At 73.1% G+C, this 21652-nt stretch carries 27 protein-coding genes and 1 pseudogene; 7 read left to right on the forward strand and 21 right to left on the reverse strand.

Features of this window, described 5'->3' with window-relative positions; genetic code table 11:
• Window positions 1-4: 4 nt before the first annotated feature.
• The 4 genes from AB4039_RS26470 to AB4039_RS26485 form a co-directional block, all read right to left on the reverse strand.
• Window positions 5-343 carry a DUF2516 family protein gene (locus tag AB4039_RS26470; RefSeq protein ID WP_266840659.1) on the reverse strand — a complete coding sequence of 113 codons (339 nt, stop codon included), beginning with the start codon at window positions 341-343 and terminating at the stop codon, window positions 5-7.
• 115 nt (window positions 344-458) lie between these two features.
• Entirely contained in the window at window positions 459-1058 is a 600-nt protein-coding gene (locus AB4039_RS26475) for a hypothetical protein (protein WP_266840658.1), read from the reverse strand.
• Window positions 1059-1081: 23 nt separating this feature from the next.
• Complete coding sequence (locus tag AB4039_RS26480; RefSeq protein ID WP_371677429.1) at window positions 1082-1558, reverse strand: helix-turn-helix domain-containing protein; 477 nt, start codon at window positions 1556-1558, stop codon at window positions 1082-1084.
• A gap of 220 nt (window positions 1559-1778) precedes the next feature.
• A complete protein-coding gene (locus AB4039_RS26485; protein ID WP_266840654.1) occupies window positions 1779-2138 on the reverse strand; it encodes a winged helix-turn-helix transcriptional regulator in 360 nt (119 codons plus the stop codon).
• 49 nt (window positions 2139-2187) lie between these two features.
• On the opposite strand from AB4039_RS26485, the gene AB4039_RS26490 reads away from it, so the two are divergent.
• A complete protein-coding gene (locus tag AB4039_RS26490) occupies window positions 2188-3063 on the forward strand; it encodes an NAD(P)-dependent oxidoreductase (RefSeq protein WP_442271980.1) in 876 nt (291 codons plus the stop codon).
• A 135-nt stretch (window positions 3064-3198) separates the two neighbouring features.
• The gene (locus tag AB4039_RS26495; RefSeq protein ID WP_266840650.1) at window positions 3199-3540 is read left to right on the forward strand and encodes a DoxX family protein; all 342 of its coding nucleotides are present in this window, start codon (window positions 3199-3201) and stop codon (window positions 3538-3540) included.
• A gap of 31 nt (window positions 3541-3571) precedes the next feature.
• Here the strand turns inward: AB4039_RS26495 and AB4039_RS26500 are convergent, their stop codons facing one another.
• Window positions 3572-4462 (reverse strand): sigma-70 family RNA polymerase sigma factor, encoded by an 891-nt coding sequence (locus AB4039_RS26500; protein ID WP_266841780.1) that lies wholly within the window; start codon window positions 4460-4462, stop codon window positions 3572-3574.
• A 182-nt stretch (window positions 4463-4644) separates the two neighbouring features.
• Between AB4039_RS26500 and AB4039_RS26505 the strand changes: the two genes are divergently transcribed.
• Window positions 4645-5424, forward strand: coding sequence for an NAD(P)H-binding protein (locus tag AB4039_RS26505; protein ID WP_266840649.1), 780 nt, complete (start codon window positions 4645-4647; stop codon window positions 5422-5424).
• Between the two features lie 64 nt (window positions 5425-5488).
• Here AB4039_RS26505 and AB4039_RS26510 read toward each other — a convergent pair whose 3' ends face one another.
• From AB4039_RS26510 to AB4039_RS26520, 3 genes are all read right to left on the reverse strand, one after another.
• Window positions 5489-6286, reverse strand: a complete 798-nt coding sequence (locus AB4039_RS26510; protein ID WP_442271981.1) for a putative protein N(5)-glutamine methyltransferase — start codon at window positions 6284-6286, stop codon at window positions 5489-5491.
• A 20-nt stretch (window positions 6287-6306) separates the two neighbouring features.
• A complete protein-coding gene (locus AB4039_RS26515) occupies window positions 6307-7551 on the reverse strand; it encodes a GNAT family N-acetyltransferase (protein WP_266840645.1) in 1245 nt (414 codons plus the stop codon).
• A gap of 109 nt (window positions 7552-7660) precedes the next feature.
• Complete coding sequence (locus AB4039_RS26520) at window positions 7661-8251, reverse strand: RsiG family protein (protein ID WP_266840643.1); 591 nt, start codon at window positions 8249-8251, stop codon at window positions 7661-7663.
• 133 nt (window positions 8252-8384) lie between these two features.
• On the opposite strand from AB4039_RS26520, the gene dtd reads away from it, so the two are divergent.
• Window positions 8385-8810: a D-aminoacyl-tRNA deacylase gene (dtd, locus tag AB4039_RS26525; RefSeq protein WP_442271982.1), complete on the forward strand. Its 426-nt coding sequence runs from the start codon at window positions 8385-8387 to the stop codon at window positions 8808-8810.
• 43 nt (window positions 8811-8853) lie between these two features.
• On the opposite strand, the gene ygfZ is transcribed toward dtd, so the two are convergent.
• From ygfZ to AB4039_RS26590, 13 genes are all read right to left on the reverse strand, one after another.
• Window positions 8854-9822, reverse strand: coding sequence for a CAF17-like 4Fe-4S cluster assembly/insertion protein YgfZ (gene ygfZ, locus AB4039_RS26530; protein WP_266840640.1), 969 nt, complete (start codon window positions 9820-9822; stop codon window positions 8854-8856).
• Window positions 9823-9852: 30 nt separating this feature from the next.
• Complete coding sequence (locus AB4039_RS26535; protein ID WP_266840638.1) at window positions 9853-10281, reverse strand: Fur family transcriptional regulator; 429 nt, start codon at window positions 10279-10281, stop codon at window positions 9853-9855.
• 76 nt (window positions 10282-10357) lie between these two features.
• Window positions 10358-10930, reverse strand: a complete 573-nt coding sequence (locus tag AB4039_RS26540; protein WP_030232302.1) for an FABP family protein — start codon at window positions 10928-10930, stop codon at window positions 10358-10360.
• A 258-nt stretch (window positions 10931-11188) separates the two neighbouring features.
• On the reverse strand, window positions 11189-12067 hold the full coding sequence (locus AB4039_RS26545) for a hypothetical protein (protein WP_266840636.1): 879 nt from the start codon (window positions 12065-12067) through the stop codon (window positions 11189-11191).
• The gene (locus AB4039_RS26550) at window positions 12064-12927 is read right to left on the reverse strand and encodes a hypothetical protein (protein ID WP_442271983.1); all 864 of its coding nucleotides are present in this window, start codon (window positions 12925-12927) and stop codon (window positions 12064-12066) included. Before AB4039_RS26550 ends, AB4039_RS26545 begins: the two co-directional genes overlap by 4 nt.
• Window positions 12924-13757, reverse strand: a complete 834-nt coding sequence (locus AB4039_RS26555; RefSeq protein ID WP_442271984.1) for a hypothetical protein — start codon at window positions 13755-13757, stop codon at window positions 12924-12926. Before AB4039_RS26555 ends, AB4039_RS26550 begins: the two co-directional genes overlap by 4 nt.
• Window positions 13758-13873: 116 nt before the next feature.
• Complete coding sequence (locus AB4039_RS26560) at window positions 13874-14137, reverse strand: DUF3099 domain-containing protein (protein ID WP_266840633.1); 264 nt, start codon at window positions 14135-14137, stop codon at window positions 13874-13876.
• A 124-nt stretch (window positions 14138-14261) separates the two neighbouring features.
• Window positions 14262-14552 (reverse strand): DUF1416 domain-containing protein, encoded by a 291-nt coding sequence (locus AB4039_RS26565; RefSeq protein WP_030030422.1) that lies wholly within the window; start codon window positions 14550-14552, stop codon window positions 14262-14264.
• Window positions 14553-14625: 73 nt separating this feature from the next.
• Entirely contained in the window at window positions 14626-15474 is an 849-nt protein-coding gene (locus AB4039_RS26570; RefSeq protein WP_266840632.1) for a sulfurtransferase, read from the reverse strand.
• Between the two features lie 205 nt (window positions 15475-15679).
• Window positions 15680-15769 (reverse strand): Ms5788A family Cys-rich leader peptide, encoded by a 90-nt coding sequence (locus AB4039_RS26575; protein WP_351033174.1) that lies wholly within the window; start codon window positions 15767-15769, stop codon window positions 15680-15682.
• Window positions 15770-15927: 158 nt separating this feature from the next.
• Window positions 15928-16641 carry an LmeA family phospholipid-binding protein gene (locus AB4039_RS26580; RefSeq protein WP_266840631.1) on the reverse strand — a complete coding sequence of 238 codons (714 nt, stop codon included), beginning with the start codon at window positions 16639-16641 and terminating at the stop codon, window positions 15928-15930.
• Between the two features lie 65 nt (window positions 16642-16706).
• Window positions 16707-18527: a hypothetical protein gene (locus AB4039_RS26585; protein ID WP_442271985.1), complete on the reverse strand. Its 1821-nt coding sequence runs from the start codon at window positions 18525-18527 to the stop codon at window positions 16707-16709.
• Between the two features lie 9 nt (window positions 18528-18536).
• Window positions 18537-18791, reverse strand: coding sequence for a MoaD/ThiS family protein (locus AB4039_RS26590; RefSeq protein WP_030718384.1), 255 nt, complete (start codon window positions 18789-18791; stop codon window positions 18537-18539).
• A gap of 476 nt (window positions 18792-19267) precedes the next feature.
• On the opposite strand from AB4039_RS26590, the gene AB4039_RS26595 reads away from it, so the two are divergent.
• The 3 genes and pseudogenes from AB4039_RS26595 to AB4039_RS26605 all read left to right on the forward strand — a co-directional run.
• Entirely contained in the window at window positions 19268-20095 is an 828-nt protein-coding gene (locus AB4039_RS26595; RefSeq protein ID WP_266840630.1) for a response regulator transcription factor, read from the forward strand.
• A 24-nt stretch (window positions 20096-20119) separates the two neighbouring features.
• Entirely contained in the window at window positions 20120-21142 is a 1023-nt protein-coding gene (locus tag AB4039_RS26600; RefSeq protein WP_030232265.1) for a LacI family DNA-binding transcriptional regulator, read from the forward strand.
• A 183-nt stretch (window positions 21143-21325) separates the two neighbouring features.
• A pseudogene (locus AB4039_RS26605) lies at window positions 21326-21652 on the forward strand (serine protease); the annotation flags it as partial.

Genomic DNA, 21652 nt, shown 5'->3' on the forward strand with positions numbered 1-21652 from the left:
CGGTTCAGCGGCCGCCGTTGTACGGGCCGTACGGTCCGTCGCTGCTGCTGCCACCCCGGCGACGGCCGCCACCGGACACCTGCTTGAGGGCGGGGCGCACGTCGACCATGAACACGATGCTCGCCACCAGGCCCGCGATCTGCAGGAACAGCATCCCGAGGAAGAAGTCCACCAGGAGCGTGACGCCCAGGATGACGCACCAGAACGTCTTGGTCTGCTTCTCGGCGGCCCGGTAGGCGTCCTCGCGCGCCATCGCCGCGAAGACGAAGGCCACCAAGGCGAGCGCCAGCATGGCGTAGCCGAGCAACGGCAGCACCCCGTTGTTGAACCCCTGCATCAGCATCGTCCGGACCGCCTTCTCACCTCGGGCACACCTGACTCCACGCTACCGCCGGAGTCCCTTTCCCAAACGACAACGAACCGGGCACCGCTCGGGTGCCCGGTCCGCGGTGCGTCGATCAGCTCTCGTCGCCGGACGTGGCGGCGGCCTTCTTGGCCGTGCCGGACGTGCCGCGGCGCGCGGTGGTCTTCCTCGCGGCGGGCTTCTCCTCGGCTCCGGTGGACGCCTCGGCGGCCGGCTCCGCGGCCGGCTCGCCCTCCGTCGCGGCCTGCGGCTCGGACGCCTCGGGCTCCACTGCCGCGGCGATGTCCACGATCTCCTCGGCGACCTCGCCGCGCCAGGACCGCACGGCCTGCTCGCCGTGCTCGGCGACCTTGTCGTAGGTCTCCTTGGCCCGTACCGCGTACTCGGCGGCCACGCCGACGCCGCGCAGCGCCAGGTCCTGGGCGGTCTCGCCCAGCTTCTTCGGGTCGATCGCGCCGAGGACCTCGGTGAACTTCGCGGTGACCGCCTCCTGGGCGACCTTGGCCTTCTCCTGTACGGCCTTGGTGTCCGCGTTCTTCACGGCCTCGATGCGCGCGGGGGCCTCGGCGCGCAGCTGCTCGATGAGGCCGGGCACCTTCTTCGCCTGCTGGACGGCGAGATCGGCGGTACCGGCGGCGAAGTAGAGGGGGGTGGGGTCGGTGAGGGTCTTCTTCAGGTCATCGGCGATGGCCATGTGCTGGTCCTCCCGGATCACAGTCAGTTCGTAGGGGGCACCGCGGTGGTGTCGGAGTCGGCGCCGGGTCCGGATTCCGTGCCCGGAGCGGGAGCGGAAGCCGGAGCGGAACCCGCGGCGGCGGCGGAGCCGTCCGTCCCGGTCCCGTCCTCCTCCAGGGCGTTCTCCCTGCGGAACGCGTCGTAGATCTGGAGCAGCACCTGCTTCTGCCGCTCGTTGATCGACGGGTCGGAGAGGATGACGGCGCGCGTCTCCACCTCGTCCCGGTCCCGCTCGTCGAGGATCCCGGCCTGCACGTACAGCGTCTCCGCGGAGATCCTCAGCGCCTTGGCCAGCTGCTGGAGGATGTCCGCGCTCGGCTTGCGCAGCCCGCGCTCGATCTGGCTCAGGTACGGATTCGACACCCCGGCGGCGTCGGCGAGCTGCCGCAGCGAGAGCTGGGCCTGCCGCCGCTGCTCGCGGAGGTATTCGCCGAGGTTTCCGACGTTGAGCGATGCCATGCCCCGATCCTGCCGCACCCCGCTAACTATTGCAAGCGGATGCTTGCAATAGCTCCCAGTGTCCCCGGCACCCACTTTTTTGTGGGTACTTGGCCGCGCCCGCCGTCCGGGCGAGGCTTGTCACGAGCGGCCGGCCCGGAAGCGGAAAGGAGACGGAGCCGAAGCCGAAGCCGGACCCGAAGCCGGGCCGGGGCCCAGCCCGGCCGGGGCCCAGCCGGACCTAGGAGGCCGAGCGGTCCTCGGGCGCCTCGGTGAGCCGCTCCAGGCGGCGGTGGCCCCAGTCGGAGACCGGGCCCAGCGCCTCGGAGAGTTCGCGGCCGAACCCGGTCAGGGAGTACTCGGTCTTCAGCGGCAGCACGTCGTGCACCTCCCGGTGCACCAGGCCGTCCGTCTCCATCTCGCGCAGCGCCTGGGTCAGCACCTTCTCGGTCAGCCCCGGCAGCAGCCGGCGCAGCTCGCCGGGCCGCCGCGGGCCGGATTCCAGCAGCCACAGCAGCGCGGTCTTCCACTTGCCGTCGATCACGGCGATCGCCGCCGTCACCCCGCAGACGTTCGGGTCCAAGGCCCGGCTGCGCGTCATCTTCGCCCCTTTTCCTGTCAGTTCCCGTTGCTCCAGAGGGAGTTCCACCATGCAGTCTGCCGTCACCGTCCTCGGCCTGGGCCCGATGGGCCGGTCGCTGGCCCGCGCCTTCCTGGACGCCGGCCTGTCCGTCACCGTCTGGAACCGGACCCCGGGCCGCGACCACGAGCTGGTCGAACGCGGGGCCGTGGGCGCCTCCTCGGCCGAGGAGGCCGTCGCCGCCGGCGCGCTGAGCGTCATCTGCGTGGTGAACTACGACGCGGCCGACGCCGTCCTGCGGGCCGAACCGGTCACCCGCGCCCTCAAGGGGCGCACCCTCGTGAACCTCTGCGCCGACACCCCCGACCGGGCCCGGGAGACGGGCGCCTGGGCGGACCGCCACGGCATCCGCTACCTGGACGGCGCGATCATGACGCCGACCACCACCATCGGCACCGCCGCCTCGGTGTACCTCCACAGCGGCCCGCAGTACCTCTACCGGGAACACCGCCCCCTGCTGGAGGCGCTGGGCGGCACCCACACCCACCTCGGCGAGGACATCGGCCGGGCCGCCGCCTACGACATCGCCCTGCTCGACGTCTTCTGGACGGCTATGGCGGGCTACGCGCACGCCGTGGCGCTCGCGCGGGCCGAGGGCATCACCGCGCGGGAACTCGCCCCCTTCGCCCAGGGCATCGGCGCGATCCTGCCGCCGCTGTTCGCGGAGACCGCCGCGGACTTCGACGACGCCGGCTTCTCCGGGAACGGCAACCCGCTCACCTCGGGGGCGTCGAGCATGGCCCACATCGTCCACGCCTCGGAGGCGCACGGCATCGACGCGGGCGTGATGCGCGCCGCCGAGGGAATGGCCCGGCGGGCCATCGGGCTGGGCCACGGGGCGGACGGGTTCATCCGGGTCGCCGAGGTCCTCGGCCGCCACCGCTGACCGGGCCGGCGGGAGCCCCGGAAGACCCTCCGGGGCGCCCGCCGGAAATTCCCTCCGGGAAGCTGTCACATCCGTAAGGCGGCGCGGGTCAAAGGGATGTCGAACGAACGAGACACCGCCCCGAAGGAGCCCCCGATGTCCACCACCGCCACCGTCGTCACCCTGATCGCCGCCTTCATGGCCGGATTCTCCGGGGCCTCGGTCTTCTTCCGCGCCAAGTTCGTGGTCGAGCCCCTCGCCCAGTACGGCGTCCCGCGCGGCATCTGGAACCTGCTGGGCGCCGCCAAGGCCGCCGGGGCCGTCGGCCTCCTCGTCGGCTTCGCCGTCCCGGCCATCGGGATCGCCGCCGCCATCGGCCTGGTCCTCTACTTCACCGGCGCCGTCATCACCGTCCTGCGGGCCCGCGCCTACGCCCACGCCGTCTTCCCGATGATCTACGCGGCCCCCGCCGTCGCCGTCCTCGCCCTGGTCGCCTGAGACCCGGGCGGGGACGGCGGGCGGGCCGTCCTCAGCCCTGCGGGTCCAGGGCCGTCAGGTCCAGCAGGTCCAGCCGCTCCGGGTCGGACAGCACGTCGATCGCGACGATCTTCCCGCCGACGACGGTGAAGGCCATCACCGACACGGCCCGGTCCTTGCGCACCACCACGACACCCGCGGCGCCGTTGATCAGCGCCGGGCGGACGAACGGGATGAGCGAGCCGTACGTGACCGCCTGGCCCGCCACCGTCCGCGCACCCGTGAGCACGACGGTGAGGGCCCCGCCCACACCACCGTCGGAACGCAGCACCACGTCCGGGTCGAGTACGGACACCAGCGCCTCGAACCGCCCGTCCCGCGCGGCGGCGAAGAACGCGTCCACCGCCTCCCGCTGGCGCGCGAGGTCCGGATCGGGAGCCGGGGCCTGCCCCTGCACCTTGCGCCGGGCGCGGGTGGCCAGCTGCCGGGTCGCCGCGGAGGTCTTCTCGATCAGCGGGGCGATCTCGTCGAACGGCACCGCGAACATGTCGTGCAGGACGAACGCCAGCCGCTCCGCGGGCGACAGCGACTCCATCACCACCATCAGCGCCAGCCCGACCGAGTCGGCCAGCAGCACCTCCTGCTCCGGGTCGATCCGCCGCTCGGAACCGATCAGCGGGTCCGGGATCCGGGTCTCCGCCCGCTCCATCGGGTCCTCACGACGCTGCTCGCGCGAACGCAGCAGGTTCAGGCACACCCGCGACACCACCGTCGTCAGCCACCCGCCGAGGTTCTCGATCCCGGTCGCGTCGGTACGGTCCAGCCGCAGCCACGCCTCCTGGACCGCGTCGTCGGCCTCGCTCAGCGAGCCGAGCATCCGGTAGGACACCGCTCTCAGACGACTGCGGTGCTCCTCGAACCGCTCGGCCAAGGAGGCCGTCACCGGGGGCGTCACCGGGGCCGTCGCCGGGGGTGTCACCGGGGCCTGCGGGGGCGTCGGCGAAGAACTTCCGTCCACGTGTCACATTCCTTCCTCACTGCGGGTCAGTGCAGTAGACCCCACTCACCCGGACGGGGTCGCAGCCGGGAGGCCAACTCCCGGTCCACCGATCGGAGATGAACCGGATGACGGAAACGAACGCACCCCACGCTCCGCTGCTGGTCACCGGCGGCACCGGCACCCTCGGCAGCCTCGTCGTCCCGCTGCTGCGCGCGGCCGGACACCCCGTGCGCGTGCTGACCCGTACCGCCCGCGAGGCCGCGGACGGGGTCGCGTACACGACCGGGAACCTGGTCGCGGACCGGGGCGTCGACGCCGCCGTGGAGGGCGTGGAGACCGTCCTGCACCTCGCGGGCGGGGCCAAGGGCGACGACGTCGCCGCCCGCCACCTGGTGCGCGCCGCGAAGGCGGCCCGCGTGCGCCACCTCGTCCTGATCTCGGTGATCGGCGCGGACACCGTCCCCCTGGGCTGGTTCCGGGCCAAGCTGGAGGCCGAACGGGCCGTCTCCGGATCCGGGTTGCCCTGGACGACCCTGCGCGCCGCCCAGTTCCACGAGCTGGCCTTCACCGTGGCCGGGAAGCTGGCCAGACTGCCCGTGGTCCCGGTGCCGGGCGGCCTGCGCTGGCAGCCCGTCGACTCCCGCGACGTCGCGGAGCGGCTCGTCGAGCTGGCCCTCGGCAAGCCCGCCGGGCTCGTCCCCGACCTGACCGGGCCCGCCGTCCTGGGCCTCGGCGACCTCACCCGCGATTACCTGCGGGCCCACGGCCGGAGCCGCCCGATGCTGCCGGTGCGGATGCCCGGCAAGGTCGGCCGCGCCTACCGCGCCGGTGCCAACCTCTCCCTCGACGGCGCCGTCGTGGCGGAACGGACCTGGGAGGCCTTCCTCGCCGAACGCATGCGCTGAGACCCGGAACCCCGGACCGGACCCATGACCCGGAACCGGGACACCGGCCGTCGGCCGGCCTCGGCTAACCGGCGGCCGGGGCCGTCCCGATGACCACGGTCGCGTACCGCTCCTCCGAGGCGACCGCCCGCACCGCGAGCCCGCCCGACGTCAGGGCGGACGCCGTCAGCGGCGCCTGCCGGGCGCTGGTCTCGATCAGCAGCCGGCCGCCCGGGGCCAGCCACCGCACGGCGTCCGCGGCCACCCGCCGGTGCACGTCGAGCCCGTCCGCGCCCCCGTCGAGGGAGACCAGCGGCTCGTGGTCGCGGGCCTCGGACGGCATCAGCCCGATCTCCTCCGTCGGCACGTACGGGGCGTTGACCACGAGGACGTCCACCCGCCCCCGCAGCTCCGCCGGGAGCGCCCCGTACAGGTCGCCCTCCCAGACCGCGCCGCCGTACGGGGCCACGTTGCGCCGGGCGAACGCCAGCGCGGCCGGGTCGATGTCGGCCGCGTGCAGCTCGACCCCGCCCGGCACCTGCGAGGCCACCGCCGCCCCGAGGGCGCCGACCCCGCAGCACAGGTCCAGCACGACCGCGCCGGGCCGGGCCAGCGCCACCGCCTCCTCGGCCAGGAACTCGCTGCGCCGGCGCGGTACGAAGGCCCCCGCGCCCACCTCCACGCGCAGCCCGCAGAACTCCGCCCAGCCCACGACGTGCTCCAGCGGTTCGCCGGCCGCCCTGCGGGCCACCAGGTCCGCCAGGTGGCCGTCGTCGGTGGCGGCCGCGACCAACAGGTCCGCTTCCTCCTCGGCGAAGACGCAGCCCGCCGCGCGCAGCCGTTCCACGATCGTCAACACGTCACTCTTCTCCTGGTTTCTCATGATGGTGTCAGAGCGGAGGATCAGAAGATGTCCGGGCACCACGGCCTGCGCGCCGTGCGGAAGACGGCGTCCGCGAGCTCCACGGCGCCCGGCCGCTCACCGGCCACCCGGCCCAGCTCGGCCAGCCGGACCGCCGAGGTGTCGCCGAGGTACAGGGCGCCCAGCGCCGACACGTCGAGCCGCAGGTCCGCGGGCTCCTGCGTACGGACGCAGGTACCGGCGCCCGCGTCGAGCCGGTAGCGCCCGCCCGCCGGGCCGTCCGGGTCCGCGACCTCCAGGACGAGCACCCCGGGCACGGCGTACGTGCGCGCGGACAGGGCCCGTACGACGTCCAGCACGCGCACCCACAGGAAGTCGGCCGCGGTCACCAGCCGGGCCGCGCGCGGGTCGGGCAGCAGGTCCGGCACGAGGCTGTCGGGGGCGCGGTAGCCGGTGCGGACCTTGAGCACCCAGTCGATGGAGCACAGGAAGTGCCACAGGGCCCGCTCCGCCCGCGGGGTCGCGGCGATCAGGTCCGTGACGTGCAGGGTCTGCTGCGGGACCTTCGCGTCGGTCCAGTGGTCGTCGGCCCGGTAGGCGGCCAGCCCGGCCACCTCGCCGTCCGGCGTCCGGTACACCGCGAACATCTTCTGCTTGTAGGGGCGGTAGGACATCTGGGCCAGCCCGGTCGTCAGGTCCCACCAGCGGTCGTCCCGCCCGATCGTGCCGTGCGCGGTCGCGCGCAGCCGCTCGTGCAGGGCGGGCCCCACCCGGCGCGCCTCCGCGGCGTCGACGAGGTCGATCCGGCTCCCGTCGGCGGGGAGCGGCCGGTGCCGGTCCAGTCCGGTGCGCGCGACGTCGATCTCCCACTCGGCGAGGGAGGTGGCGGGCCCGAAGCCGTAGCGCCCGTAGATCGGGTACTCGGCGGCGATCAGGGTGGCCAGGACGTCGCCGCGGGCGTGGGCGGCGGCGAGTTCGGCGGCCATCATGCGGGTCAGCACGCCCTGGCGGCGGTGGGTGGCCAGCACGGTGACGTTGGAGACCGCGCTGCACGGGACGGTGGCCCCGCCGGGCACGGTCAGCTCCTGGGTGAAGGAGCGGAAGGTCGCCACGCAGCGGCCGGTGACGGGGTCGAATCCGCCCTGCAGACGGGCGAGGTCACCGTGGGCGGCGCGCTGCGCCACGTCGGATTCCGTCGGGGTGGCCGGGGAGAGGAATCCGGTGTTGAGGGTGGTCAGCCAGTCGGGAAGTTCGGATGCGGCGATCGGCCGGACGTCAGCACTCATAACCGGCCACGCTAACGGCCGCACCGCGCCGGGTCGCCCGAATTTCCGCTGGTCGGGCGGAGGGTGCCGACGGGGTGCCCGGGGGCCTGCGGGCGGCGGGTCCCGCCCGCTACGCCAGCAGGTCGTCCACCTGTGCCTCGCCCTCCCGGTAGCGGCGGGTGATCTCCGCGCTGGAGTCGTCCGCCGTGCGCTGGAGCTGCTGCCGGCGCCGCGAGACCTGCTGTTCGTACCCGACCAGCCGGCCCATCGCGTCGTGCAGTTCGGCGTCCGTGCGCGCGGCCAGGTCCGACAGCTCGACCTCGGACAGCATCTCCGCCGCCAGCAGCCGGAACTCCTCGTTGTGCGGGGTGCCGAGCGTGACGTGCCGGGCGGAGGCGCTGCGGCTGGAGGGGGCGTCGGCCAGGATCTCCGACAGCCGGTCCACCACCGGCGCCTCGGGGTCCGTACGGCGGGCGAGCTCGGCGCGCAGGATGTCGATGCGGCCTTGCAGGAGTCTGCGCACGTAGCTCAGGTCCGCCTCGTCGCGCTGGGCGTCGCGGCGCAGCGCGCGCAGTTCGGGCAGGCCGAGCGCGGTGGCGGGGGTGGTCAGCCCCGGGTCGCCGGTCCGCTGCGCGGGTGGCCGGGCCGCCGGTGCGGCGGCCTGTGGCACGGGTACTGCGGGTGCTGTGGGTGCAGGTACGGAGGTACCAGAAATATTCATGTGAACGTGTCCGTTCCCCTCGACCGGTGCTGGGGGCACCGCCTGCGTGCATGGTGCCACTCCGTGTGGTGTGGACGCAGTCCCAGTGCACCCGATCGGCCCCGGACGGGTGCACGCCTGGTACACAGGTGGTATGCGAGCAGTGGTGCAGAGGGTGGACGGCGCGAGCGTCGTCGTGGCGGGCGAGACGGTCGGCRAGATCGTCGGCGAGGGCTTGTGCGTGCTGGTGGGGGTGACCCACGACGACACTCCGGAGAAGGCGGCGCTGCTGGCGCGCAAGCTCTGGTCGGTGCGGATCCTGGAGGCGGAGAAGTCCTGCAGCGACGTCGGCGCGCCGCTGCTGGTGATCTCCCAGTTCACGCTCTACGGGGACGCCCGCAAGGGCCGCCGCCCCACCTGGAACGCGGCTGCGGGCCGCCCGGTGGCGGAGCCGCTGGTGGACGAGGTGGTGGCGCAGCTGCGGGCGCTGGGCGCGACGGTGGAGACGGGCCGGTTCGGCGCGGACATGCGGGTCTCGCTGACCAACCACGGCCCGTTCACCATCGTCATCGACATCTAGGACGCGTCCCGCCGCCCGGTCCGGCGCGCGCCACCCCACGCCGCTACGGGGCTACGACGACCTCCTGCGCGGCGGCCGTGTTCCCGGCCAGCAGCGGGGCGTCGACCGGAACGTTCCGCTTGACCAGCGCGAGGGCGATGGGCCCGAGCTCGTGGTGGCGCACGGCGGTGGTGACGAAGCCGAGCTGACGGCCCTCCTCGCCGTCGGCGGCGAGCCGTACGGGCGCGCCGTGCGGCGGGAGCAGCACCTCGGAGCCGTCCAGGTGCAGGAAGACCAGGCGGCGCGGGGGCTTCCCCAGGTTGTGGACGCGGGCCACCGTCTCCTGGCCGCGGTAGCAGCCCTTCTGGAGGTGGACGGCGGTGCCGAGCCAGCCCAGCTCGTGCGGGATGGTGCGGTGGTCGGTCTCCAGGCCGAGCCGGGGCCGGTGGGCCTCGACGCGCAGGGCCTCGTAGGCGAGGAGTCCGGCGGCGGGGCCGTGCGCGGCGGCGAAGGCTTCCAGCTCGGCGCGCGGGAGGAACACGTCGCGGCCGTGGGCGGTCTCGCGCACGAGGTGTTCCCCGGCGACCTCGGCGATGGAGCCGGCCGGGAGGTGGACGACGGCGAAGGCGTCGGTGCGGTCGGCGACCTCGACGCGGTAGAAGAACTTCATCGCCTCCAGGTAGGCGATCAGCGCCTCCTGGGTGCCGGGCTCGACGTGGGCCCACACGGTCTCGCCGTCGTCGACGAGGTAGAGGGCGTGCTCGATGTGCCCGTTGGCGGAGAGGATCAGCGCCTCGGTGGCCTGGCCGGCCGGGAGGTCGCTGACGTGCTGGGTGAGCAGCAGGTGCAGCCAGGCGAGGCGGTCCGGTCCGGTGACGGTGACGACCCCGCGGTGGGAGAGGTCGACGAAGCCGCGGCCGTCGGCGAGGGCGCGCTGTTCGCCGTAGAGCTCTCCGTAGTGGGCGGCGACGCCCTCGTCACGGCCTTCGGCCGGTACGGCGCCGCTGAGGTGGAGCAAGGGGCTGCTGGTCATGACACCCAGCCTACGACGGCGCCGGTGTCCTCACTGCGGGCGCTCGGCGGCGCACTTCGCGCACCGGCCGAAGATCGCGAAGTGCTTCATGTCGGTCTCGAAACCGAAGGTGGTGCGCAGCTTCGCGGTGAACTCGGCGGCGACGTCGAGGTCGGCCTCGATCACCTCGGTGCAGTCGCGGCAGACCAGGTGGATGTGGTGGTGCCGGTCGGCGAGGTGGTAGGTGGGGGCACCGTGCCCGAGGTGGGCGTGCGAGACCAGTTTCAGCTCTTCGAGCAGCTCCAGGGTCCGGTAGACGGTGGAGATGTTGACCCCGGAGGCGGTCTTGCGCACCTCGACGAGGATCTCGTCCGGGGTGGCGTGTTCGAGGGCGTCGACGGCTTCGAGCACGAGCTGGCGCTGCGGTGTCAGCCGGTAGCCGCGCTGCCGCAGGTCGGTCTTCCAGTCGGTGGTCGCCACCCGGCCAGTGTAAGCGCGGGAAGGGGACCGCGGGCCAGGCCGCGGTCCCCTTCCTTCGTCATCGTGCGCAGCGGGCTCAGCGGAAGAAGGCGATGCCGTCCTCGGGGAGCTCCGGGAGGTTGCGCGCCATGTCGGCGATCTCCTCCGGGGTGACGACCTTCTTGAGCTGGGCCGACATGTAGGGGCGCAGCTCGACCTCGGGGGTGGCCTTCTCCCCGACCCACATCAGGTCGCTCTTCACGTACCCGTAGAGGCGCTTTCCGCCGCTGTACGGGCCGGAGGCGGCCGTACGGGCCACCGCGTCGGTGACCACGTCGATCTGGGGCTTCTGGTCGGCGAGCTCGCCGTACCAGACCTCGACGACGCCCTGGTCGCGGACCATGACGATCTCGACCTTGCGGTCGGCGTCGATGCGCCAGTAGCCCGACTCGGACTCCAGCGGGCGCACCTTGTTGCCCTCGGCGTCGAGGACCCAGGTGTGGGAGGTGTACTCCAGGAAGTCCCGGCCGTCGTGGCTGAAGACGACTTCCTGGCCGAAGTTGCACTTCTCTTCACCGGGGAAGTCGAAGACGCCGGCGCCTTCCCAGTTGCCGAGGAGGAAGGCGAGGGGGACGAGGCCCGGGTTCAGGTCGGACGGGATCTGGATCATGGTTGGCTGCTCAGGCGATCTGTGGGAGGGGTTCCGGGGCGGTCGGCCGGTCGGCTGCTGCTCAGCGCTGACCCTGGTACAGCTTCTTGACGGCCAGGCCGGTGAAGGCCATGACGCCGACGCAGACCAGGACCAGCAGGGAGGTGAAGACTGCCTCAAGCACGGTGTGCTCCTCGGAGGATTCGGTGCGGTGTACGGGCCGGTCCCCAAGCCTACTGGCCCGGGGACCGGCGCACGGAGTGAGGTAGGCCGTTCCGCTCAGTGGAGGAGCTGGCCCTGGAGGACCACCGCCTGGTGCAGGGGGATCGCGGGGGTCGCGCCCCTGCGGCTCTGGAGGATCACCGCCTGGATGTCACCCGCCCCGATGCAGCCGGCCCGAATCTGCTCGTCGCCGAAGGGCACGGACTCCTCCAGGACCTTCGCCTCTTCGGCGACCGGGACGTCCTGGGAGAGGCGGGCCTTGCGCCACAGCCCGTCCGTCTCCATCCGGTTGACGCCGATCAGGTTCATCTCGGCGCCGCAGCCCTTGAAGGTGTCGGCGAGACCGGACGCGTGGAAGCGCAGCAGGTAGACCCGGGTCCGTACCCCGTCCGGGGTGGTCCAGCCGCGGCCCACGATCCCGCGCAGGCCGTTGTCGGTGAACCCCTGCTTCATCTTCTGGCGCGCGGTGCCCTCGTACTCCTCCAGGAAGGTGTCCACGGCCACGACCGAGTCCTTCTCCACCTTCAGCGCGGGGTCCGGGGAGGAGCCCAGCGGGGCCGGGAGGAGCAGCTGGGTCAGGCCGGCGTAGTGGATGCCGTCCGCGTTGTCCTCGGCGAAGGGAAGGGCGGCACCGGGCGGCAGGGTGGGCTTGGCCAGGGCCGGATAGGTCCAGCGGCCGTCGGTGCGGGTCGCCAGGCCGGGGATGTCGGTGCGCTCGGGCTGGAGCAGCCCGTACGCGGCACCCGTGCCGGCGGCGGCGAAGGCGAGGACGGCTGCCGTCCAGCGCAGGACGGCACGCAGTGCGCGGCGCGGCGCGGGTGCGGCGACGGCTTCCGGGATGCCGTCCGGGGCGGTCCCGGGGGCGGTCTCCGGGGTGGCCCCGGCGGCTCCGGAGGTGCCCCCGGTGGCGGCCGTGGTGGTGGTCTGCTCGGTCACACGGACTCCCCGGGGGACTTCACGCGGGTCAGCTGGTCCTTGAAGTACCCGGCGGCTTCGGATGTCGGAAAATTCTTTTTCGGCCCGGAGGCCCGGAAACTGACCATGACGTCGCCCTGGACGCCCACGCAGGTGAGGGAGTCGAGGGTCGGGTCCTTCTGCTCGCCCACCGCGATCAGCGCGCACTTGGCGTCGGGGAACCCCTCCACCTTGGGCGCGTCACGGTCGTCCCCGAGCGCTTCCATCAACTTCTTGGACACGTCGGAGAAGCCCTGCACGGCCTGCGGGTCGGCCTGCATGAGCCGGATCTCCAGGACCAGCGGGCGCTCTTGGCGCCGCTGCCAGGTGCGTCCGGCCAGGCCCTTGAGCTTGAGGTCGGCCAGCACGTCGTCGCGCTTCTTGCGCTCCGAGGTGGACAGGCCCTCGCGGGCCTGCTTGAACTCCTCGACGGCCTGTGCGCCGCTGACGTAGAAGTCGTTGCCGTTGTCGTCCAGATCGGGACCGGCCTGGAAGCCGGGGGCGGGGCGCTGGAGGAGCCTGCCGGAGAGGTTGTTGACGGGCACGTTCGCCGGCTCGCCGGAGTCCGGGGCGGACTGCCCGGCGGGTGCCCAGTAGGCGGTGGGCGCGGTGCGGTCGGCGCCTTCGATCGCCGAGCGGGCCCAGACGCCGCCACCGGCGAGCAGAGCGACGGCCGCCACCGCGGCGGTGAGGACGAGGGCCCTGCCGCGCCGTCGCGCGCGGGCGGACACGGGCGCGTCGGGCGCCCCGGTCGCTTCGGCCGTCACATCGGCGGTCGCTTCGGGCGTCGTTTCGGGCGTCGTTTCGGCGGTCACATCAGTCGCCTTGGTCGCGTCGGTCACAGTCGCTCCAGCTGTCGCTTGACCAGGTCGATGACGTCGCCCTCGGCGATGTCGCGGGCGCGCTTGTCCACGTAGAAGACCGCCACGACGGTGTCACCCCGGCGGACGACCGCCCGCGCCTCGCGGATCGGCATGTACCCCGGCTCCTGGCTGCTCTTCGAGTACACCCACACGCGCCCGGCGTCCGCGGACACACCGGGGACGGGCACGCCGTCGTTGCCCGCGAACTTCGCCTCGGGCATGTAGCCCGCCTGCTCCCGCTGGAACTTGTCGGCGCCGAAGAAGTCCCTGAACTGCACCAGCTCGACTTGCACCTCGATGTCGCCCTGCTCCCAGCGCTTCGACGCCGCGCGGCGCAGATACTCCCCCTCCAGGCTGCCGAACATCGACTCCGGCTTCTCGAAGGCGGAGGCGAAGGAGTCGAGGCTCTCGTAGCCGGCGTCGAGGACCTTCGCTCCCGCGGGCGGCTCGACGAGCAGTTCGGTGAGGTCGCCGTCGGTCACGTGCCAGCGGTTCGCGTTGACGGACTTGTGGGTCGTGCCGTCGTCCGGGGCGAGCGCCTTGGGGGCCGGCAGTGCCTGCTGGGCCAGCGGCGGCAGCGGGGTGGGGGCGCGGTGGTACTGGATCGCGTAGCCCGTGGCGGTGCCGGCGACGGCTCCGAGGACGAGGGCGGCCGCGATCAGGAAGGCCGTACGGCCCCGGCGGCGCGGTTTCGGCGCGGGTGCGGCGTCCGGAGTTCCCGGCTGTCCGGGCGGAAATTCGGGAGTGTCCGATTCCGGGCCGTTCTCCGCCGCTTTCCGCGGCTCGGGAACGGTCTGTTCGTGTTCCAAAAGAGGTCCCCCACAGGACTGAAGGCGCCGGGTTCATTTACCCGGGCACACCGAAGACACCTTCGGTCGGGAGGGAGTTGTACGCATCTTTATTACGGTCTTATATCCGCCCGGATTCAGTCCTCGCGGCGCCGTTTTCCGTCCAGCTCGTCCCACCACTCGTCCGATTTCGGATCGCCGGACGGGTCGTCCCACCAGCGGTCGTCGGGGCCCCGGCGGTTCGCGACCATCGCGGCGATCGGCGGGATGACCATGGCGACCACGCACAGGGCCACCGCCGCCTCCACGGAGAACAGGCGCACGAAGGACCAGGCGGAGACGAAGAGGAACAGGCATCCGCCCATCAGCAGGAAGTAGGCGCGTCGGCGCCGGGCGTACATACCTCCAGCGTAGGGCCGTCCCCCGCCGGTGCAAGGGTCCGGACGGCACGAAGGGCCGCACCCCGGTCCAGTGGCGTCCAACCCCCGGGGGTGCGGCCCTTCGGCCGGTTCAGCTGTCGGTCGTTCAGACCGCGATCGCGACGTCCGTCACGCCGCCGGCCTCGGCGACCACGACGGCGCGGTCGGCCTGGGCACCCGGGACGAGCGCGCGCAGCGTCCAGGAGCCGGTCGCCGCATAGAAGCGGAACTGGCCGGTGGCGGAGGTCGGGACCTCGGCGGTGAACTCACCGGTCGAGTCCAGCAGGCGGACGTATCCGCTGACGGGCTCGCCGTCCTTGGTCACCTGGCCCTGGATCGCGGTCTCACCGGGCTTCAGCGTCGCGAGGTCGGGCCCGCCGATCTGTGCTCCACACATGTCTCTGTCCTGTCCTAGAGAGGTTCTGCTGCTACGGGGCGCCGGGCGTCGCGTGCCCGGGCCTGCGGCGGGATTACTTGTTGGGGCCGAGCTCGATCGGCACGCCGACGAGCGAGCCGTACTCGGTCCAGGAGCCGTCGTAGTTCTTGACGTTCTCCTGGCCCAGGAGCTCGTGCAGCACGAACCACGTGAGCGCGGAGCGCTCACCGATGCGGCAGTAGGCGATGGTGTCCTTCGTGTCGAGGTCGACGCCCTCCGCCTGGTACAGGGCGGTCAGCTCGTCGTCGGACTTGAAGGTGCCGTCGTCGTTGGCGTTCTTCGACCACGGGATGTTGCGGGCGCTCGGCACGTGGCCGGGGCGCTGCGACTGCTCCTGGGGAAGGTGCGCCGGGGCGAGCAGCTTGCCGGAGAACTCGTCGGGCGAGCGGACGTCGACCAGGTTCTGGACGTTGATCGCGGCCAGGACGTCGTCGCGGAAGGCGCGGATGGAGGTGTCCTGGGCCTTGGCCTTGTACTGGGTGGCCGGGCGGTTCGGGACGTCCTTGCCGTCGACCAGGTCGCGGGAGTCGAGCTCCCACTTCTTGCGGCCGCCGTCGAGGAGCTTCACGTCCTGGTGGCCGTAGAGCTTGAAGTACCAGTAGGCGTAGGACGCGAACCAGTTGTTGTTGCCGCCGTAGAGGACGACCGTGTCGTCGTTGGAGATGCCCTTGGCGGAGAGGAGCTTCTCGAAGCCCTCCTGGTCCACGAAGTCGCGGCGGACCGGGTCCTGGAGGTCGCTCTTCCAGTCGATCCGGACGGCGTTGGTGATGTGGTTCTTGTCGTACGCGGACGTGTCCTCGTCCACCTCGACGATGACGACGTTGGCGTCGTTCAGGTGGGCCTCGACCCAGTCGGCATCGACGAGGACGTCGCTGCGGCTCATGGTGTTCTCCTCCGGGGCAGTGTGCGGCGGGGCGGTGCTGGTGCAGTGCAGCTGCGGGGCGGTGCTGGTGCGTACGTGCCGTTCCGGGTGGCGCGCTCGGGACCTGCGCGGGGAGGCGACAGGGGGCGGGAGGCGGGAAGCGGGGGCGGTCACGCCGCGGATGAAGGGCCGTCGTCCGGCCGGTGGAGCGGAAGGCTCACACCGCTCAAATGGAGCGACAGAGCATGGCGGCGACGCGACACAGGTCTACTGCCCGCCGCTTCGTGAGGTCCGCCTGCTGATGCTTCATAGCCATGGATCGTAGGGACGAATCAGCCGCCCTGTCACCGGCGTGTCATATTCCGAGACAGGATCGTCCGCATGGCGGGATGAGAAAGCCCCGGACGGCCGCCTCGCGGCCCCCCGGGGCTGTTCGCGCGGCCGTCCTTCTGCAGGTCGGACCGCTTCGTCTCACTATCCGGCCAGTACCACGTCCGTGCCGCTCAGCGTGACGTGTACGCCCTCCGCGTCCGAGGTCAGCCCGGTGAGCCCGAGCCCGGACGGCAGGCCCCCGTCGATGCGGCGGTCGAAGTCGGTCCGCTTGCGGACCAGGCTCTCGATGCCGGGTATCCCCTCGCCCGGCACGGACTCCGCGCGGACCCTGACGACCTTCCCGTTCTTCCCGTCGTTCGCGTCCACCAGGGTGACGGTCGACACCACGTCACGGGTCAGGCGCTTGCCGAGGACCTCCACCGTCGCGGTCACCTTCACCTTGCCCGGCGCGCCGCCGTAGGTGAGGTTCACCCCGCTCTGGGAGGCCTCGGTGAGGTCCGCGTAGGAGATCAGCGCGGTGCCCTCCGCCCGCTTGGCGGTGCCGCCGCTGTAGCTGCCGTTCAGCTTCACCTCGCGGAAGCTGGCGTCGAGCTCCGTCAGACGCGTCTTGCGGCCGTCGGCGGCGGCGTCGACGCCCTTCAGCTTCAGGTCCACCCGCTCCAGGTCGTGGCTGAGCGCCTGGGTCAGGAACGGGAAGCCGTGGATGTTCACCTCCACGCTCCCCGCGAGCCCCTGACGGGCCTGGAGGCGGTCGGCGAGCCGGTTCTCGGCATAGCCGACCGCCCAGCGGTCCGCGCCCACGAACAGGGCCCCCAGAACCACTCCGACGATCAGTACGAAGCGCAGGAAACGCAACGGACCCTCCCCCTACTTATCGGTACGTGCGTTCTAGTGGACCATGGTCCACCGTCGGGACCCCGTCAGCCCACCACCCGGCCCAGCAGGTAGACGGCGGGCGCGGCGGCCGCCAGCGGCAGCGCGATACCGGCCGTCATGTGGACGAACTTCGACGGGTAGTCGTACGCGGCCACGCGCAGACCCACCAGCGCGCAGACCCCGGCGGCCAGGCCGAGCAGCGCCCCGCCCGCCCCGATGCCGGTCAGTCCGCCCACCGCGATGCCCGCGCCGGCCGCGGCGGCCAGCGAGACGCCGACGGAGGGCGCGGTCGGCAGCGGCAGGGCCCGCGCGAACACGGCGACGGCGACGGCGGCGGCACCGACGCTCACCGCCTCCCGGTCGGCCGCGAGGAAGCCCGCGCACACGATGGCCAGGGCGGCGGAGGCCACCGAGGCCATCAGCCCGTACATCCGCTCGTCGGGGTCCGCGTGGCTGCGCAGCTGGAGCACCAGCGTGAGCAGCACCCAGGCCCCGATGGTGCCGATGATGGCGCCGGGGCCGTACGGCCGGTCCACCGCGAGCACCGCGCCGTCCGCGACCACGGCCCCGGCGAAGGCGAGGGCGATGCCCTGGCGGGCCGGCCACATGCCGTTGAGGCGGAACCAGCCGGCCGCGGTGAGCGCCTGGAGGGCGATCAGCGGCAGGAGCAGGGCGTACGGGCCCAGCGCGGCGGTCCCGGCCAGCAGCAGCCCGAGGGCGGCGGTCAGCACGGCCGACTGCGGACCGGGGTCGATGATCGGCGACCGGCCCTCGGCGCGGGCCTGGGCCGGGTCGACGGCGCGCAGGGTGTTCCCGCCCAGGGTGGGCGGGGAGTACCCGGCGTCGGGGCCGCCGGGCCCGGACGCGGGAGCGGCAGCCTGCGGGGCCGCGGCGGCGGACGGCACGGGCGGCAGGTAGGCCGTCCGCTCGGCCGCCGCGTCGGGGGCGGGCGGCTGGGGCGGCAGGTAGGCCGTCTGCTCGGCTGCGGCCTCCGTCACCGGCGGCAGGTAGGCCGTCCGCTCGGTGTCCCAGGCCTGCGGCTGCGGCGCCTGGGCCTGGGCCTGGACGGGGGGCAGGTACGCGGTCTGCTCGGCGGCGGTGTCCCGTACCGGCGGCAGGTACGCCGTCTCGGCGGCGGCGCCGGCTCCGACCCCCGGACCGCCCGGCCACGGCGCCTGCGGCGCGGCTGCGGGCTCCCGTACGGGCGGCAGGTACGCCGTCTCGGCGGCGGCGTCGGCTCCCGTACCACCCGGCCACGGCGCGGCGGCGGGCTCCCGTACCGGCGGGAGGTACGCCGTCTCCGCGGCGGCGCCGGGCGCCGGGGCGTGCTGCTGCCACGGCTCGGCCCGCTGCCGGTCCGGCGCGGCGTGCCGGCCGTGGGCCTGGGGCTGGGCCTGGGGCTGGGCCTGGGCCTGGGCCTGCGGGGCCTCGTCGCGGAACCAGCCTTCGGGCGCCACCGGCTGCGGCTGCACCTGGGGCTGGGGCTGGGGCTGGGGCTGGGGCTGGGGGGGCTGCTGGGGCTGGTGGGGCTGGTGCACCGGCGGCAGATAGGAGGCGGTCTGCCCGGCGGCGCCGCCACCGGCACCCGCGCCGGCCCCCGTGCCGTCCGGCCACGCTACGGCGCCGGCCGGAGCCGCCCACTGCTGCTGCGCGGGCGGGCCCTGGGGGGCGGCCTGCGGCGCGGCCGGGGCCTCGTCGCGGAACCAGCCCTCGGGCGCCACCGGCTGCCCGGGCACGGAGCCCAGCGGCGGGTGCACCGGCTGCTGCACCGGCTGGTAGCTGGTGTCCCAGGTGTCGGACTGCCAGGTCTGGGTCCCGTACGGGTCCTCCTGCGCGGCCCGCTGCTGTTCTTCGGGAGTGCTCATGGTCTCCGCTCACCCGCCCGCGAACGGCGGGAGCACCTCTACGGTGCCCCCCTCGGTCAGCAGGACGGCATCGTGCGGGCGCTTGCCCACCGGCTCGTCGTTCACGAGGAAGGAGCAGCGCAGGAGCACCCGGGTCAGCTCCCCCGGATGGCGTTCCCGCACTGCGTCGAGCGCCTCGGCCAGGGTGCGCGCCGAGTACGGCTCCTCCGCCGTCTTGGCTGCGGCCTTCGCCGCCGCCCAGTAGCGGATGGTTCCGGTTGCCACTGCAGCTCCTCTCGTGGTCGGCTCCGTCGGCTCTCTACCGTCGGCCTCCATGATGACCCCTCCGGGTCACCACCCCGGCGTGCGCCAGCGCGCCCCGTGTGCGCCCGGGGATCCCTCCGGGGGTCCACCGATCCGGTGAAACCAGGGCATACGCAGGGGGAAGGCGTGGCAGGAACCACAGAATGCGGTGCACGGCAGCCCTCGGCCCCGCAAGGGAGGGTGGGCTATTCTGGCGGCGTAGAGGATCCGGGCAACGTAGCCCCCGGGTCCTTTTGTGCTTTCAGCACGTTGAACGAACCGATAACAGTGGTATCCATCCGGACCCCAGGGCGCGGGGGCCGGACCGGACGCCAGGCCAGTCGTACGAAGCAGTACCACGCACGTCCTCGACGGGACCGAGGAGGAACCGACGTGATGGACCAGCGAACCGTGCACCCGCACGTGCACGACCACCCGACGCGGGCAGGTGGTCGGGCATGAGTTCTCTCCTGCTGCTGACCAATGCCCTCCAGCCGTCGACCGAGGTGCTGCCCGCACTCGGCCTGCTGCTGCACAACGTCCGGGTCGCCCCGGCCGAGGGCCCGGCCCTGGTGGACACCCCGGGCGCCGACGTGATCCTCGTGGACGGCCGCCGCGACCTGCCGCAGGTGCGGTCGCTGTGCCAGCTGCTGAGGTCCACCGGACCGGGCTGCCCCCTGATCCTCGTCGTGACCGAGGGCGGCCTCGCGGCCGTCACCGCCGACTGGGGCATCGACGACGTCCTGCTCGACACCGCCGGGCCGGCCGAGGTCGAGGCACGGCTGCGGCTGGCCACCGGCCGCCAGCAGCTGGGCTCGGACGACTCCCCGATGGAGATCCGCAACGGCGACCTGTCGGTCGACGAGGCGACGTACAGCGCGAAGCTGAAGGGCCGGGTCCTGGACCTGACCTTCAAGGAGTTCGAACTGCTGAAGTACCTCGCCCAGCACCCGGGCCGGGTCTTCACCCGGGCCCAGCTCCTCCAGGAGGTGTGGGGCTACGACTACTTCGGCGGGACCCGGACGGTCGACGTGCACGTACGGCGGCTGCGCGCGAAGCTCGGCCCCGAGCACGAGTCGCTGATCGGCACGGTCCGCAACGTCGGCTACCGCTTCGTCACGCCGGAGAAGGTGGAACGGGCGGCGGCGGAGGCGGCGGAACGGGCCGCGGCGAAGCAGGCGGCGGCGTCGGCCCCGGCGCAGGGGGCCGACCGGGCCGCCGCGGCCCCCCGGACGGAGGAACCCCCTGTGACCATCCACTCGGCAGGACGCCCTGCCCAGAGGTAGGTCACCCCGCGTAGACTGCCGCGCGTGGCCAAGGTGACGCGGGATGACGTTGCACGACTTGCGGGTACGTCTACCGCCGTCGTGAGCTACGTCATCAACAACGGACCCCGGCCGGTTGCCCCGGCCACGCGCGAGCGTGTCCTCGCCGCGATCAAGGAGCTGGGCTACCGCCCGGACCGGGTCGCGCAGGCGATGGCGTCACGGCGTACCGACCTCATAGGCATGATCGTCCCGGACGCCCGCCAGCCGTTCTTCGCGGAGATGGCGCACGCGGTCGAGCAGGCCGCGGCCGAGCGCGGGAAGATGGTCCTGGTCGGGAACTCCGACTACCGCGACGAACGCGAGGTCCACTACCTGCGGGCCTTCCTCGGCATGCGGGTGTCGGGCCTGATCCTGGTCAGCCAGGGCATGAGCGAGCGCGCCGCCTCGGAGATCGAGGCGTGGGACGCCCGCATCGTGCTGCTGCACGAGCGGCCCGAGGCGATCGACGACGTCGCGGTGGTCACGGACGACATCGGCGGGGCCCAGCTCGCCACCCGGCACCTGCTGGAGCACGGGCACGAGTACGTCGCCTGCATCGGCGGGGTCGAGAACACCCCGTCCGTCGGCGACCCGGTGGCCGACCACGTCGAGGGCTGGCGACGGGCCATGCTCGAAGCGGGCCGTTCGGTGGAGGGCCGGCTCATCGAGGCCCCGTACAACCGCTACGACGCGTACACGGTCGCCCTGGAGGTCCTGGCCCGGCCCGACCGGCCGACCGCGATCTTCTGCGCGACGGACGACCAGGCCATCGGCGTGCTCCGGGCCGCCCGCGAGCTGCGCATCGACGTCCCCGAGCAGCTGGCCGTGGCCGGCTTCGACGACGTCAAGGAGGCGGCGCTGACGGACCCGCCGCTGACCACGATCGCCTCGGACCGCCCGGCGATGGCCCGCGCGGCGGTGGACCTCGTCCTGGACGACGCCCTGCGCGTGGCCGGCTCCCGCCGCGAGCGCCTCAAGCAGTTCCCCTCGGCCCTGGTCATCCGCCGCTCCTGCGGCTGCCGCTGACCCTCCCGCGGCCATCGGGGCCGGTCGTGGCCCTCAGGGCCGGGCCAGGGCCCTGAGGGCCACGAAGAGGGTCACCACGCGCCCCGCTTCGGCGCACCTCCTTATATCGGGCATACACGGTTCTGTCGGGCTTCTCAGCCGGGACTCAGGAAGCTCTCATGATCCGGCGGGACAGTCGGAGACATGACCGAGAGCTTCCGCCGCGAAGGCGAGTACCCGCAGGAGAACCGGCCGGCCCAGAACCCGCCCTTCGGCGAGCACTGGCAGCGCGGCCGCGACCGGTTGGCACAGGACACCACGGCCGGGGCGTACCCGCCGCCGCCCGCGTACCCGCCGGCCGCGCCGGCGCCGGCGCCCGGCCGGCACGAGGCGCACCAGCCCCCCGTGATCCAGGGCGAGACCGTCCCGGCCGGCGGCGACGGCGACGGCGCCCACGCCGGCAACGGCTGGGCCGCCTGGGGTTCCGCCGCCCCGGCGGCCCCGGCCGCCCCCGCCCACGCGGCCCGCGCC

Origin of the sequence: Streptomyces sp. M-16 (assembly GCF_052114405.1) — a bacterium.
Taxonomy (GTDB): Bacteria; Actinomycetota; Actinomycetes; order Streptomycetales; family Streptomycetaceae; genus Streptomyces.